The 14,301-nt window shown below is 73.4% G+C and carries 13 protein-coding genes; 6 read left to right on the top strand and 7 right to left on the bottom strand.

Annotated features, from left to right (window positions below):
* Window positions 1–132: 132 nt before the first annotated feature.
* Complete coding sequence (locus tag AB0947_RS04510; protein ID WP_366748746.1) at window positions 133–2,166, bottom strand: thioredoxin domain-containing protein; 2,034 nt, start codon at window positions 2,164–2,166, stop codon at window positions 133–135.
* A gap of 174 nt (window positions 2,167–2,340) precedes the next feature.
* On the opposite strand from AB0947_RS04510, the gene AB0947_RS04505 reads away from it, so the two are divergent.
* Window positions 2,341–5,547, top strand: coding sequence for a tetratricopeptide repeat protein (locus AB0947_RS04505; RefSeq protein WP_366748745.1), 3,207 nt, complete (start codon window positions 2,341–2,343; stop codon window positions 5,545–5,547).
* A 10-nt stretch (window positions 5,548–5,557) separates the two neighbouring features.
* On the opposite strand, the gene AB0947_RS04500 is transcribed toward AB0947_RS04505, so the two are convergent.
* Together AB0947_RS04500 and mca are read right to left on the bottom strand one after the other, a co-directional pair.
* On the bottom strand, window positions 5,558–5,806 hold the full coding sequence (locus tag AB0947_RS04500) for a hypothetical protein (RefSeq protein ID WP_366748744.1): 249 nt from the start codon (window positions 5,804–5,806) through the stop codon (window positions 5,558–5,560).
* On the bottom strand, window positions 5,799–6,659 hold the full coding sequence (gene mca / locus AB0947_RS04495) for a mycothiol conjugate amidase Mca (RefSeq protein ID WP_366748807.1): 861 nt from the start codon (window positions 6,657–6,659) through the stop codon (window positions 5,799–5,801). The genes AB0947_RS04500 and mca overlap by 8 nt, the downstream gene beginning before the upstream one ends.
* 179 nt (window positions 6,660–6,838) lie before the next feature.
* On the opposite strand from mca, the gene AB0947_RS04490 reads away from it, so the two are divergent.
* Together AB0947_RS04490 and greA are read left to right on the top strand one after the other, a co-directional pair.
* The gene (locus AB0947_RS04490) at window positions 6,839–7,237 is read left to right on the top strand and encodes a DUF4307 domain-containing protein (RefSeq protein ID WP_366748743.1); all 399 of its coding nucleotides are present in this window, start codon (window positions 6,839–6,841) and stop codon (window positions 7,235–7,237) included.
* Between the two features lie 200 nt (window positions 7,238–7,437).
* A complete protein-coding gene (gene greA / locus AB0947_RS04485) occupies window positions 7,438–7,935 on the top strand; it encodes a transcription elongation factor GreA (RefSeq protein WP_366748742.1) in 498 nt (165 codons plus the stop codon).
* Between the two features lie 99 nt (window positions 7,936–8,034).
* Here greA and AB0947_RS04480 read toward each other — a convergent pair whose 3' ends face one another.
* From AB0947_RS04480 to ilvA, 3 genes are all read right to left on the bottom strand, one after another.
* Window positions 8,035–8,886 carry an ABC transporter permease gene (locus AB0947_RS04480; RefSeq protein ID WP_366748741.1) on the bottom strand — a complete coding sequence of 284 codons (852 nt, stop codon included), beginning with the start codon at window positions 8,884–8,886 and terminating at the stop codon, window positions 8,035–8,037.
* Window positions 8,883–9,866, bottom strand: coding sequence for an ATP-binding cassette domain-containing protein (locus tag AB0947_RS04475; RefSeq protein WP_366748740.1), 984 nt, complete (start codon window positions 9,864–9,866; stop codon window positions 8,883–8,885). The genes AB0947_RS04480 and AB0947_RS04475 overlap by 4 nt, the downstream gene beginning before the upstream one ends.
* Window positions 9,867–10,094: 228 nt before the next feature.
* Complete coding sequence (gene ilvA, locus AB0947_RS04470) at window positions 10,095–11,324, bottom strand: threonine ammonia-lyase (protein ID WP_366748739.1); 1,230 nt, start codon at window positions 11,322–11,324, stop codon at window positions 10,095–10,097.
* Between the two features lie 161 nt (window positions 11,325–11,485).
* Between ilvA and AB0947_RS04465 the strand changes: the two genes are divergently transcribed.
* The 3 genes from AB0947_RS04465 (at window position 11,486) to AB0947_RS04455 (ending at window position 12,976) form a co-directional block, all read left to right on the top strand.
* Window positions 11,486–11,992: a MarR family transcriptional regulator gene (locus AB0947_RS04465; protein ID WP_171159750.1), complete on the top strand. Its 507-nt coding sequence runs from the start codon at window positions 11,486–11,488 to the stop codon at window positions 11,990–11,992.
* A gap of 137 nt (window positions 11,993–12,129) precedes the next feature.
* Window positions 12,130–12,633, top strand: a complete 504-nt coding sequence (locus AB0947_RS04460; RefSeq protein WP_366748738.1) for a sigma factor-like helix-turn-helix DNA-binding protein — start codon at window positions 12,130–12,132, stop codon at window positions 12,631–12,633.
* Window positions 12,634–12,727: 94 nt separating this feature from the next.
* Window positions 12,728–12,976: a hypothetical protein gene (locus AB0947_RS04455; RefSeq protein ID WP_366748737.1), complete on the top strand. Its 249-nt coding sequence runs from the start codon at window positions 12,728–12,730 to the stop codon at window positions 12,974–12,976.
* A gap of 6 nt (window positions 12,977–12,982) precedes the next feature.
* Here AB0947_RS04455 and AB0947_RS04450 read toward each other — a convergent pair whose 3' ends face one another.
* Entirely contained in the window at window positions 12,983–14,140 is a 1,158-nt protein-coding gene (locus AB0947_RS04450) for a cystathionine gamma-synthase (RefSeq protein WP_366748736.1), read from the bottom strand.
* Window positions 14,141–14,301 lie beyond the last annotated feature (161 nt).

Raw genomic sequence — 14,301 nt, 5'->3', positions numbered from 1 at the left:
GGGCCGGTGGACGGGCGCCGGGACCGGCGCCCTGCTGATCCAGTGCGGCGCCCAGTCGCTGCCGGCCGCGCTGATCCTCAGCCACGCCTGAGGGGCAGCCGCAGCCCGGGCACCCCAGGCGCGCCGCCGCTCTCAGGCAGTGGTCAGCTTCGTCCGCAAGGCGTCCGGGTCCGTCACCGGCAGGTCGCAGACGAAGCCGCGGCAGACGTACGCGGTGGGCGCGCCGTCGACGAGCGTGCGGTCGGCGAGCAGCGGGAACTCCTCGCTGTCCGGGGTGCCACAGGCGACGACGGCCCCCGGGGCGGTGCTCAGCAGCGCCGTACGGTGCAGGGCCGCCGTCCGCTCGTCGTCCGGGGCCGGTCCGACGACCGCCACCTCGCGCGGCCCGTCGAGCAGCGCCTCGGCGACGGCCAGCCCCCATCCGATGAACCGGGGCACGCGCGGCCCGAGCGTCTTGACGACCCCGAGCGCCCGTTCGGCGGCGGCCCGGTGCGGCTCGGAGCCGGTGTGGGCGGCGTAGCTCAGCAGCGCGCCGGCCGCGGCGGTCCAGCCGGAGGGGGCGGCGTTGTCGGTGGGGTCCTGGGGCCGGCGGATGAGCTGCTCGGCGTCGGAGGCGGTGTCGAACAGGGCGCCGGTTCCGGCGTCGGTGAAGCGGGCGAGGACGTGGTCGAGCAGCAGTCCGGCGAAGTCGAGCCAGACGCCCTCGCCGGTCACGGAGGCGAGCGCGAGGAAGCCCTCGGCGACGCCGGCGTAGTCCTCCAGCACGCCCGCGTTCGGGCCGACCCGGCCGTCCTTGCTGGTGCGGGCGAGCCGGCCGTGCTCGTCGAGGTGGACCCGGACCAGCAGGTCGGCGGCGGCGACGGCGGCCTCGGTGAGGTCCGGCCGGTCGAAGCAGGCGCCGGTCTCGGCGAGCGCGGCGATGGCGAGCCCGTTCCAGGCGGCGACGACCTTGTCGTCCCGGCCGGGCGCGGGCCGCCGGTCCCGGGCGGCGAGGAGCCGGTCCTTGACGGAGGCGATCTTCTCGGCCTCGAACACGCCCTCCGTCTGCGGGAGTTGCAGGACGGACTGGCCGTGCTCGAAGGTGCCCTCCTCGGTCACGCCGAAGTACTGGGCGGCGAGGCCGGCGTCGTCCCCGAGGACCTCACGCAGCTGGTCGGGCCGCCAGACGTAGTACGCCCCCTCGACGTGCCGCCCGCTGCCGTCGTCACTGTCGGCGTCGAGGGCCGAGGCGAATCCGCCCTCGGCGGTGCGCAGTTCGCGCAGCAGGAACTGGGCGGTGTCCAGCGCGACCCGCCGGGCGAGGTCCGAGCCGGTGGCCCGCCACAGGTGGGTGTACACCCGGCAGAGCAGGGCGTTGTCGTACAGCATCTTCTCGAAGTGCGGCACGACCCAGTCGCGGTCCACCGAGTACCGGGCGAACCCTCCGCCGAGCTGGTCGTAGATGCCGCCCCTGGCCATCCGCTCACAGGTGTCCCGGGCCATCTGGAGCGCGCCCTCGGCACCGGTCCGGGCGTGGTGGCGGAGCAGGAACTCCAGCACCATGGACGGCGGGAACTTCGGCGCGCCGCCGAATCCGCCGCGCTGGGGGTCGTACTCGCGGGTGAGGCCGAGCAGGGCCTGGGCGAGCTCCTGCTCGCCGGGCGCCTCGTCGGCCTGCCGGACGATCTCCCGCTGGGCGAGATCGCGGACGATCTTCCCGGCGACGTCGGCGACCTCCTCCCGGCGGGTGGTCCAGGCCTGCTGGACGCCCTCCAGCACCTGCCGGAAGGAGGGCATGCCGTGCCGGGGGGCGGGCGGGAAGTAGGTGCCGAAGTAGAACGGCTCGGCGTCGGGGGTGAGGAACACGGTCATGGGCCAGCCGCCGTGCCCGGTGGCCGCCTGGACGGCCTCCATGTAGACGGCGTCCACGTCCGGCCGCTCCTCGCGGTCGACCTTGACGCTGACGAAGTGCTCGTTGAGGTAGTCGGCGGTGGCCCGGTCCTCGAAGGACTCGTGGGCCATCACGTGGCACCAGTGGCAGCTGCTGTACCCGACGCTCAGCAGCACGGGCCTGCCGGTCCTGCGGGCCTCCTCGAAGGCCTCGCCGGACCACGGCCACCAGTCGACGGGGTTGTCCGCGTGCTGGAGCAGGTACGGGGACGTCTCATGGGCCAGTCGATTCGGCATGACCCCATCCTGCCCCAGCCGTCCCCGCGCGGGACGTCAGGCCCGGACGGCAGCCCCCGGTTCCGCCGGACGGGCGGGCGCCGCGGCGGCCCCGCTGATCGTCACCCCTCGCCATCCCGCCGCCCCCGAAGGACACTCGTACGCGACGGAGTTGCCGCCGGAGGGGGACGGGACATGCGGGACGGTCATCGGGCGGAGGCCGAGCGGCTGCTGGTGCGGGCCGTGGAGGAGGAGGTACGGCGTTCGGACGGGCGGGTCGACGGTCAGCTGCTGCTGGCGCGGGCCCGCGGCGCGCTGGACGCGATGGCGGGTGCGGCCGGCGAGGAGTACGAGGCCTACACGCGCGCGCTGGACGAGGCGGAGGCCGGCCGGCTCACCTTCGGCCAGCGGTACGCCCGCGAAGGCGCCGGAACGGCCCTGCTCGTCGCGGCGGTCGCCGCCGTCGCCGCCGCCGTGGCCGACCTGGCCCTCGGCACCGGTACCGGCACGGCCCTCGGCGCGGGCGTCACCGCGGGCGCGGTGGGCGCCGCGGCGACGGTGGTGAAGGTGGCCGGCGCGCATCTGCCCGCCGCCCACCACCGCGCGGGCGCGGCCGGCCAGCCCGGCGGCCCGGAGCAGCTGCGGTTGCAGTGGCTGACCGCGCTGGAGGTGCGGGGCGTCCGCCCGTTCCTCGACCAGCAGCGGGTGCTCAGCGCCTCCACCGGCGCCCGGAAGAAGGGCACCGGCCCGGCGCTGCGCGGCGCGGACAAGAGCGCGGCGGCCCGCAGGCGTTCGGTGCTGGAGCAGTCCTTCGGGCAGCTCCCGGACGCCGACGGCCCGTTCGCGGGGCGCCGGGCGGAGCTGGGGCGGATCAGGCAGTGGGCGCAGGCGGCGCGTGCGGCCACCGAGACCCGGCCGACGCTGGTGGTGCTGCACGGCGAGCCCGGCTCCGGCCGGACCACGCTCGCGGTGCGCGCGGCGCACGAGCTGCGGGACCACTTCCGGGGCGCGGTGGTGGTGGACCTGCGCGGCGGCAGCCGGGAGGAGGCGCCGCTGTCCACCCGGGACGCCCTGCTGCACCTGCTCAACCGGCTGGGCGCGCCCCGCGAGCAGCTGCTGTTCCGGGAGCGGTCCTCCCCCGACCAGCAGGTCAAGCGGCTGGCCGAGCTGTACCACCGGCATCTGACCGGACTGCCGGTGACGATCGTGCTGGACGACGCCTCGGACCCGGAGCAGGTGCGCGCCCTGGTGCCGGAGCGCTCCGACAGCCTGGTGCTGGTCACCGCCCGCTCCCCCCTCGACCTGCCCGCCGACCTGCCGGCCTGGGTGCACGAGCTGCCCGTCCCGGCGCTGGACGCGGCGGGCGCCGAGGAGCTGCTGAGCGCGGCGGCCGAGGACGCGCCGGGGCCGTACGACGCCGACTCCGCCGACCGGGTCCGCGAGCTGTGCGGCGGGCTGCCGCTGGCGCTGCGGGTCGCGGGCTCGGCCCTGGGCCCGCGCTCACCCCGGCAGCTGGCCGCGGACCTGGGGGCGTACGGCCCGGTGGAGCCGGTGGAGCGGGCGCTGTGGCTGCGCTACACCGACCAGCCGGAGCCCACCCGCCGGCTGCTGCGCAGGCTCGCCCTGGCGGGCCGGGCCTCGCTGGGCGCGGCGGCGGCAGCCTCCCTGCTCGCCACCGACGAGGCCGAGGCCACCCGGCATCTGGTGGCGCTCGCCCGGGCGGGCCTGATCGACCATGTGCGCGGCAGCCGCTACCGGCTGCACGACCTGGTGCGGGCCTTCGCGCACGCCCGGCTGCTGGACGAGGAGGACCCGGCCGAGCGGGCGGCCGCGCAGGAGCGGCTGATCGTGAACTACGCGGAGCTGGCCGACTCGGTGCTGCGCCTGGTCGACGGGAACATGTCGACGCGGTCGAACCAGTTCGGCTCGCACGGCTTCCCCTCCCTCGACGAGGCGCTGCGCTGGCTGGACGACGAGTCCAGCTTCATCACGGCGGCCCTGCGGCACGCGGAGGGCGTGGACCAGGCGGCCGTGCTGAACCTGCTGGGCGCGCTGTGCGACTACTGCCTGCTGCGCGGCGACCTGTACCGGCTCGGCGAGATCAGCGAGCTGGCGCAGTCGGTGGACCAGGGACTGCTGGTGCGCTCGGTGCAGTGGCGCACCGGCATCGCGGCCCGGCAGCTCGGCGAGCTGGACAAGGCGCGCACCACGCTGACCTCGGTCGTGGACCTGTACCGGGAGGCCCAGCACGAGGCGGGGGCGGCCCGCGCGCTGACCTCGCTGGGGATCACGCTGCACCACCAGGGCAACCTCACCGAGGCGGCGGCCAGGCTCCAGGAGGCGCTGGACCTGCAGGCGGCACCGGAGCTGGCGACGGACCGGGCGTGGACGATGCACGCGCTGGCGGCCGTCCAGCGCGACCGGGCCCGGCTGGCGGAGGCCCTGGACCTGCTCACCCGCTCCCTGGTCCTGCACCGCGAGGGCGGCTCGGTGCACGGCGAGGCCTGGGCGCACTTCCAGCTGGGCCAGCTGGCCCTGCGGCTGGGGGACGTACCGCGCGCGGAGACGGAGCTGCGGGCGGCCCTGGAGCGGTACGGCAGGACGCGGGACGCCCGCGGGGAGGCATGGGCGCTGACCCAGCTGGCCCGGGCCCGGCTGGTGGCCGGCGACGCCCCCGCGGCCCTGGAGGGCCTGCGCCGGGCGGTGCCCCGGCACCGGGAGAACGAGGACGCGCGCGGCGAGGCGTGGACGCTGTACTACCTGGGGCAGGCGCTGGAGGAGACCGGTGAGCTGGACCAGGCGGTGCGGGACCTGGAGCGGTCCCGGACGATGTTCTCCCGGATACGGGACGTGTACGGCCTGGCCTGTGCCCGGCACCACTCGGCGCGGGCGACCCGGGACCAGCGGGCCGCGCGGACCGGCTCGCTGCGCAACTCCGGTTTCGCCCGTCAGCTCCTGGTGGACGCGCGCGCCGACTTCCAGCGGATCGGCGTCGCCCACGGCGAGGCCTGGACCTGCCTGGAGCTGGCGGTGGTGGACGCGGGCAACGCGCGGACGCCGCAGGCGCTGGCGCTGTGCGACGAGGCGCTCACCCTGTTCACGTCCTACGGCGACCGGCGCGGCGAGGACTGGGCCCGCTTCCTGCGCTGCACCCTGCTGCCGTACGCGGCCCCGGGCGGGGTGGAGGTGGGCACGGCCGTCGCCCAGGAGGAGCTGGCCGAGCTGGCCCGCGACCCGCACCCGCTGCGGGACGAGAAGCTGGCGGACTACGTCTCGGCGTACGCCCTGCTGCTGGAGCGGGGCGTCGAGCTGGAGGCCGGCTGGCAGGCCTGGCGGCTGCGCATGACTCCGGACCGCCACGCCCGGGAGGTGATGGGGGTGGCGGTGCCGGCGGAAGGCTGACCCGGGCGGGTCAGCGCTGCTGTGCCGCGGAGTCGGCCTGTTCCCGGGCCTTCTCCGCGTCGTCGTCCGGCGACTGCTTGAAGTCGACCTTCTGCATGTGCTTGTTCATCGACTTCATCAGTCCCCAGACGGCCACGGCCATCACCGCGAAGACGATGAAACCGAGGACGCCGGGGGTGACCTTGTTCTCGTCCACCTCCTTGGCGAGGGGGACGAGGTGCGTCACTGCCAGGCTCACGCTTGCGCTCATGTCAGGCATTGTCCCGGATGCCCGCGAAGAGGTCGTCCTCGGGGAGGGAAGTATCGACGAGGGACTTCGCCAGCTCGTACTCCTCCGTCGGCCAGACCTCCTTCTGGAGCTCCAGCGGCACCTTGAACCAGCCGCCGTCCGGGTCGATCTGCGTGGCGTGGGCGATCAGGGCCTTGTCGCGGATCTCGAAGAAGTCCGCGCACGGGATGTGCGTGGTCAGGGTGCGCTCGGTGCGCTCCGCCTCGTTCCACCGCTTGAGCCACTCCCCGTACGGCGACTCCAGGCCGCGGTCGAGCATGGCCTGGTGCAGGGCCTCGGTGCGGGGACGGTTGAAGCCCTGGTTGTAGTAGAGCTTCAGCGGCTGGTAGGCGGGGCCGAACTCGTCCTCGGGGTACTTCCCGGTGTCCGCCGCGCCCTCGAACGCCACCATGGAGATCTTGTGGGTCATGATGTGGTCGGGGTGCGGGTAGCCGCCGTTCTCGTCGTAGGTGGTGATCACCTGCGGGCGGAAGGAGCGGATCTGCTTCACCAGCTCACCGGCCGCCTTGTCGACGTCCTCCAGGGCGAAGCAGCCCTCGGGCAGCGGCGGCAGCGGGTCACCCTCCGGCAGCCCGGAGTCGACGAAGCCGAGCCACTCCTGCTTGACGCCGAGGATCTCCCGGGCCTCGTCCATCTCCTTGCGGCGCACCTCGTGGATGTGCTCCTCGATGTAGGCGTCGCCCTGGAGCTTGGGATTGAGGATGGACCCGCGCTCTCCGCCGGTGCAGGTCACCACCAGCACGTCCACCCCCTCGGACACGTACTTCGCCATGGTGGCCGCGCCCTTGCTCGACTCGTCGTCGGGGTGCGCGTGAACGGCCATCAGTCGCAACTGGTCAGTCAAGACTCAATCCTCGGTAAGTCGGCGCCCCGCGTCGTGGGGTGCGGTCAAACGGGTGCCGCCCCGAAGAGGCGTCCCGGAGGGGCGGTGGTCGGGCGGCGGGCGGGCGGCTTCTATAGTGACCGAATCGGGGGGCGAATAATTCCGCGGAGAGGACGATCATGAGTACCGCGAGCACGCGGCTGCCCGAGGGCCGTTACGGCCGTTCCTCGGACCAGCGCGCCGACCGCAAGCTCAGGATCGCCGGTTCGGTGCTGGGCGCGGTGCTGCTCGCACTGGTCGGCTATTTCGCCTACCACTACGTCGCGCAGAACGAGATCAGCGCCGAGGTCATCACCTTCCAGGCCTCCGGCGACGCGGTCAAGGTGCACCTGGAGGTCCGCAAGGACGCCGGCGCCTCCGGCTACTGCACCCTGCGCTCGCAGTCGGCCGACGGCGCCGAGGTGGGCCGCGCGGACTTCCGCTTCTCCGGGTCGGCCACCCGGATCGACAAGGTCGTCACGCTCCGTACGACGGCGCAGGGGACGACGGCCGAACTGCTGGGCTGTCACGCCGGCTGACACCCGCCGGACACGCGCGGCCACGCTCCGGGTTCACCCGGAATGCGTAGGCACTGACCTGCGTTGATGTGGTTCTGATGGCTTATGTCCTCCCCCTTCCGGCGTTGAATTGTTAGGCTCGTGGTTTCGCCCATCCATGAGGGAACATGCTTCTGGGTAGGGCGATGCTTTGTATTCCCAGTACCGACGAGGAGCACCCTGTGACCCAGACCAGCGAGAACGTCACCTGGCTGACCCAGGAGGCGTACAACAAGCTCAAGGACGAGCTTGAGTACCTTACTGGTCCTGCGCGCACGGAGATCGCCGCCAAGATCGCGGCCGCGCGCGAGGAGGGCGACCTGCGCGAGAACGGCGGGTACCACGCGGCCAAGGAGGAGCAGGGCAAGCAGGAACTGCGCGTGCGCCAGCTGACCCAGCTCCTCGAGAACGCCAAGGTCGGCGAGCCGCCGGCCGCGGACGGTGCCGTCGCGCCCGGCATGGTCGTCACGATCGCCTTCGACGGTGACGAGGACGACACGCTGACGTTCCTGCTCGCCTCCCGCGAGTACGCGAGCTCCGACATCGAGACCTACTCGCCGCAGTCCCCGCTGGGCCGGGGCGTCATCGGCCACAAGGTCGGCGAGGACGCGGAGTACGAGCTGCCGAACGGCAAGAAGGCCTCGGTCCGCATCCTGAAGGCCGAGCCGTACACAAGCTGATCCCGGCCCCGGTCGGCTTCCGGCCCCCGGCGCCCTCAGGGGTGCCGGGGGCCTTGTCATGCTCGGGCCGCCCGCGGGCGGCCCGCCGCCGCGGGGCGGTCAGGCGGTCGCGGAGCGGTACTTGCGCACGGCGAGGGTGCGGAACACCAGGATGATCACCACCGACCAGATCAGCGAGGCCAGGACCGGGTGCTGCATGGGCCAGGCGTCGGGTGTCCGGAAGCCCGGCGGCAGGTTGCCGAACAGCTCGCGGCATGCCTGGACGGTGGCGCTGAACGGGTTCCACTCCGCTATGTGCCGCAGGAAAACCGGCATCTGGTTCGCGTCCACGAACGCGTTCGAGATGAACGTCAGCGGAAACAGCCAGATCAGACCGCCCGAGGTCGCCGCCTCCGGGGTGCGCACGGACAGGCCGATGAGCGCGCCGATCCAGGAGAACGCGTAGCCGAGCAGCAGGAACAGGGCGAATCCGGCGAGCACCTTGCCGAAGTTCTCGTGCGTGCGCCAGCCGACCAGCACGGCCACGACCGCGAGGACGAGCAGGGTCAGCGCCGTCTGGACCAGGTCGGCGAGGGTGCGCCCGGTCAGGACCGCACCGCGCGCCATGGGCAGGGAGCGGAACCGGTCGATGAGGCCCTTGTGCATGTCGTCGGCGATGCCCGCGCCGGCGCCCGCCGTGGCGAACGTGACGGTCTGGGCGAAGATGCCGGCCATCAGGAACTCGCGGTAGGCCTGCGTGGAGTTGGAGGAGCCGACCTGGATCGAGCCGCCGAACACGTAGGTGAACAGCACCACGAACATGATGGGCTGGATCAGCCCGAAGATCAGCATCTCGGGAATCCGGCCCATGCGGATCAGGTTCCGGCGGGCTACGACCAGTGAGTCGCGGACGGATCTGACCACAGGGTTGCCGGGTGCCGCGACGGGCGCGGTCTCGGTGACGGCACTCATTTCACGGCCTCCTTGCCGGTGCGCTCGTCCTGCGCGGCGCTCTCCGCCGCGTGTCCGGTCAGGGACAGGAAGACGTCGTCGAGGGTGGGGCGGCGCAGCCCGACGTCGTCCATCTCGATCCCGCGCGAGTCCAGCTCGCGGATGACCTCGGCGAGCAGCTTGGCGCCGCCGGTGACGGGCACCGTGAGCTTGCGGGTGTGCTCCTCGACCGTGGTCTCGCCCTTGCCGAAGCCGCGCAGCACCTCCGCGGCGGCGGCCAGCTCCTCCCGCTGGTGCACCACGACCTCGACGCGCTCGCCGCCGGTGCGGGCCTTGAGCTGGTCGGAGGTGCCCTTGGCGATGACCCGGCCGTGGTCGACGACCGCGATGTCATGGGCCAGGTGGTCGGCCTCTTCCAGGTACTGCGTGGTGAGCAGCAGCGTCGTTCCGCCGGAGACGAGCTGTTTGATGACCTCCCACAGCTGCTGGCGGTTGCGCGGGTCGAGGCCCGTCGTCGGTTCGTCCATGAACATCACCGGCGGCGAGACCACGAGGGCCGCGGCGAGGTCCAGCCGGCGGCGCATGCCTCCGGAGTAGGTCTTGGCGGGACGGTCGGCGGCGTCGGCGAGGTGGAACTGCTCCAGCAGCTCCGCCGCGCGCGCCTTGGCCGCCTTCGCCCTCATCTGGTAGAGCTGCCCGACCATCTGCAGGTTCTCCCTGCCGGTCAGGTACTCGTCGACCGCCGCGAACTGGCCGGAGAGGCCGATGGAGCGGCGTACGGCGTCGGGGTGCCGCAGCACGTCCACGCCGGCGACCACCGCCTTGCCGCTGTCGGGGCGCAGCAGGGTCGTCAGGCAGCGGACGGCCGTCGTCTTGCCGGCGCCGTTCGGCCCGAGGAGGCCGAGGACCGTGCCCTCGGGCACGTCGAGGTCGACGCCGTCCAGTGCCCTTACGTCGCCGAAGGTCTTCACCAGACCTTCGGCATAGATGGCACCTGGCATATGTGTCTCCACGTCGTCGGGGATTTCGGGGACGGATTCTTCGCAAAGGCTAGGTTTGTTCGCCCGGCCGTGCCCGTGGTTTTCGCTGATGCGGACGCCGGTGCGCACGGGTGCGGTACTCGTGCGGGCAGGCCGGCCGGCGACCACACGACACACCATAACGCGATGTATCGCGTCCCTCAAGAGACTTCACTCGAACGGGAGGTGGCCGTGGCCGGCCGTTCCGGGTCAGTCCATGACGGTGTAGCCGGCCTCCCGCAGGGCCCGGCCGACCTCGGCGCAGTGCGCCGGGCCCTTCGTCTCCAGGTGCAGCTCGACCTCGGCCTCCGTCAGACCGAGCCCATGACCGGTGCGGACGTGGCTCACGTCGAGGACGTTGGCGTCGGCCGCCGACAGCACCCCGAGCAGCGTGGCGAGCGCGCCCGGCCGGTCCGTCAGCCGCAGCCGGACGGCCAGGTAACGGCCCTGCGCGGCCATGCCGTGCCGCAGCACCCGCTGCATCAGCACCGGGTCGACGTTGCCGCCGGAGAGCACCGCGACGACCGGGCCCCCGAAGGCGTCCGGCGCGGCCAGCAGCGCCGCCACCGGGCTCGCCCCGGCCGGCTCCACGACCAGCTTGGCCCGCTCCAGGCAGAGCAGCAGCGCCGCCGACAACTGGTCCTCGCTGACCGTGCGCACCTCATCGACCAGCTCGCCGACGATCCCGAACGGCACCACACCGGGCCGCCCCACCTTGATGCCGTCGGCCATCGTCGCCGGGCTCAGCAACGACACCGGGCGCCCGGCGGCCAGCGAGGGCGGGTAGCAGGCGGCCCCCTCCGCCTGCACGCCGACGATCCGCACGTCCGGCCGCAGCGCCTTCACCCCCACCGCGATCCCCGCCGCGAGCCCGCCGCCGCCCATGCCGACGACGATCGTGCGGACCTCCGGGCACTGCTCCAGGATCTCCAGGCCGACCGTGCCCTGGCCGGCGATCACGTCCGGGTGGTCGAAGGGGTGGATGAACACCGCGCCGGTCCGGTCCGCGTACTCCTGGGCGGCGGCCAGCGTCTCGTCGACCACCTGGCCGTGCAGGCGCACCTCGGCGCCGTAGTCCCGGGTCGCGCTGATCTTCGGCAGCGGCGCGCCCTCCGGCATGAACACCGTGGCGTGCACACCGAGCAGGGAGGAGGCGAGCGCCACGCCCTGCGCGTGGTTGCCGGCGCTCGCGGCCACCACACCGGCCGCCCGCTCCTCCGGCAGCAGCCCGGCGATCCGCACGTAGGCGCCGCGCAGCTTGAACGAGCCGGTCCGCTGGAGGTTCTCGCACTTCAGGTGTACGGGGGCGCCGACCAGCTGGGACAGGTGCCGGCTGCCCTCCATCGCGGTCACACGGGCCACTCCCGAGAGCATCTTCTGGGCGCCGCGCACGTCGTCGAGGGTCACGGAGCGCAAGGAGTCGGCCGTGCGGTAGCTCATGACTCCAGCATCGCAGTTCACGTTCGCGCACGACGGGCGTGACCAAGCAGCGAGACCGGTTCGTGCAGCGCCGGTACGGCCCGGCGCCGGGCCGCGTACCCTGTCCCCCAACCAGCAGCCCTTCATGAAGCGAGCCTCCGGCCATGCCCACAACACCTGAAATGTCGATGGACATGACGACCGTCGGTGACACCGGTCTCCTCGACACCCTCCAGCACGAGGTGGCGGTGTTCGCCCGCCGTGCCGAACAGACGCGGCTCGGCGGCGTCGGCCAGGTGCGCAACTCCATGGACCGTGCCGCGTACCTGCTGCTCAACCGGCTCGACAACGAGGGCCCGATGGGCGTCAAGGCGCTCGCCGCGAGCATGGGCATCGACTCCTCCACGGTCACCCGGCAGGTGGCGCCCCTGGTCGACACCGGGCTCGTCAAGCGCACCTCGCACCCGGAGGACGGGCGCGCGGTGGTGCTCCAGCTGTCGCCACGCGGTGCCGCGCGGCTGGAGGAGGTGCGCTCGTCCCGGCGTCAGCTCATGGCCGAGCTGACACACGACTGGGCGCCGGAGGAGCGCGAGCAGTTCTGCACGCTGCTCACCCGCTTCAACCACGCGCTCTCCGCGCGGATGACCGTGCAGGGCGTTCCGGCGGCGGAGCAGCCCCCGGCCTCCTGACCGCGCGCCGCACGGCGCGGGTTCCGAGGGCTTGACCCCGGCCCGTCACTGGCCTGATATGAGACCGGGTCCGCAGAGGGGTTCGTCCGGACCGGCCCCGGCCCGGCCGGGGCGGGACCCCGTCGGGGGGAGGTGCGGTGGGGGATCGGCAAGCGGCCCGTGATGCCCGCCGGGCCCGGGAGTTCGAGGCGTTCGTCGCGGGTGCGGCCGGGCGCCTGCTGCACGCCGCCATGCTGCTCACCGCCGAGGCGCCGGACGCCAACCCGCGCGCGCGGCGCCTGCTGACGCTCGCGCTCGCCCACACCTACGCCCGCTGGGACCGGCTGCGCGGCGAGGACCCGTACGACTGCGCCCGCCAGTACCTCGCCACCCGCTTCGCGCGCACCACCTGGCACCGGTACAACGCCCTCGGCCGCGCCCGGCCGGATCCGCGCAGTCCGCTGGCCGCGCTCGCACCGCGCGAGCGGCTGGTCCTGGTCCTGCGGTTCTACGAGGGGGTGGCCGAGGAGCAGACGGCGGCCCTGCTCGGCCTGCCCGTGGAACGCGTCCACAGCCTCTGCGACCGCGCGACGGCCGACGTGCTGCACCCCGCCCGCCCGGTCGCCCCCCGCGCGGCGAACACCGGGGCGGCACCGTCATGAGCCGCGCCGGTGATCCCGTACGGCCCGTCCCCCCGCACGGCCGCCACCGGGGCCCCTCGTCGCGGGAGCGCCGGTCCGGCGGCGGGAGGCCGTGGTGAGGCGGGGCGAGCGGGAAGCCGCCGTGCGGCGGATCATGGAGCGGGGCGGGGCTCCGGTGCCGCCGGAGCTGCACGCGGACGCGGTGCGCCGCGGGGAACGACTGCTGCGGCAGCGGCGGCTCGTCCGCCGGGTCCTGTGGCTGCTGGCCTGCGTCGCGGCCGTCGCCTTCGCGGTGTGGGCGGCCGACGCCCACCCCTGGGCGGAGCCGCCCTCGCAGACGACCCCACCGCTGACCGGCTGGTGACCCCCGCTACTTGCCGAGGGCCTGCCGCAGGTCCTCCAGCAGGTCGTCGACGTTCTCGATGCCGACCGACAGGCGCACCAGGTCGGCCGGGACCTCCAGCGCGGAACCGGCGACGGAGGCGTGCGTCATCCGGCCGGGGTGCTCGATGAGGGACTCGACACCGCCGAGGGACTCGCCGAGGGTGAACACCTGGGCGCGGTTGCACACGTCGACCGCGGCCTGCTCGCCGCCCTCGACCCGGAACGACACCATGCCGCCGAACGCCTTCATCTGCTTGGCGGCGACCTCGTGGCCGGGGTGCTCGGGCAGCCCCGGGTAGAGCACGCTCGTCACGCGCGCGTGCCGGGACAGCATGTCGGCGATCTTCGTGGCGTTCTCGCTGTGCCGGTCCATGCGCACCGCGAGGGTCTTGGTGCCGCGCAGCACCAGCCAGCAGTCGAAGGGGCCGGCGACGGCGCCCATCGCGTTCTGGTGGTAGGCCAGTTCCTCACCGAGCCCCGGGTCGGAGACGATCAGCGCGCCGCCGACCACGTCGGAGTGACCGCCCATGTACTTGGTCAGGGAGTGCACGACGACGTCGGCGCCGAGCGCCAGCGGCTGCTGGAGGTAGGGCGTGGCGAAGGTGTTGTCGACGACGAGCTTCGCGCCCGCGTCGTGGGCGACCTGGGCGACGGCGGCGATGTCGGTGATGCCGAGCAGCGGGTTGGAGGGGGTCTCCACCCAGACGGCCTTGGTCTTCGGGGTGATCGCGGCCCGCACGGCGGCCGGATCGCTGGTGTCGGCGACCGACCACTCCACCCCCCAGCGGGTGGCGACCTTCGCGAAGAGCCGGAAGGTGCCGCCGTAGGCGTCGTTCGGGATCACCACGTGGTCGCCGGGGGTGAGCAGCGTACGCAGCAGGGTGTCCTCGGCCGCCAGGCCGGACGCGAAGGCGAGGCCGCGGCGGCCGCCCTCCAGCGCGGCGAGGTTCTCCTCCAGGGCGGTCCGGGTCGGGTTGGCGCTACGGCTGTACTCGTAGCCGCCGCGGAGCCCGCCGACGCCGTCCTGCTTGTAGGTCGAGACCTGGTAGATCGGCGGGACGACCGCGCCGGTGAGGGGATCCGCGGTGTTGCCCGCGTGGATCGCGAGGGTCTCGAAGTGCTGACTGATGTGCCTGTCGCTCATGTGCACCGAGCGTAATGCGCCCGGCGGGATGGTGACGCCCGCCATGAGCTCTCGCCGTGCCGCGCAATCCGGCCGTCATGCTCGGACGGCCGGGCGGCCGCCGGCGGCATGCTCCGAGCCGCGTTGCCTCATTCGATTCATGAGGCATCCGCTGTCATGTC

Origin of the sequence: Streptomyces sp. NPDC047841 (assembly GCF_040704085.1) — a bacterium.
Lineage (GTDB): Bacteria > Actinomycetota > Actinomycetes > Streptomycetales > Streptomycetaceae > Streptomyces > Streptomyces argyrophylli.
This window is presented reverse-complemented; position numbering and strand designations above follow the sequence as displayed.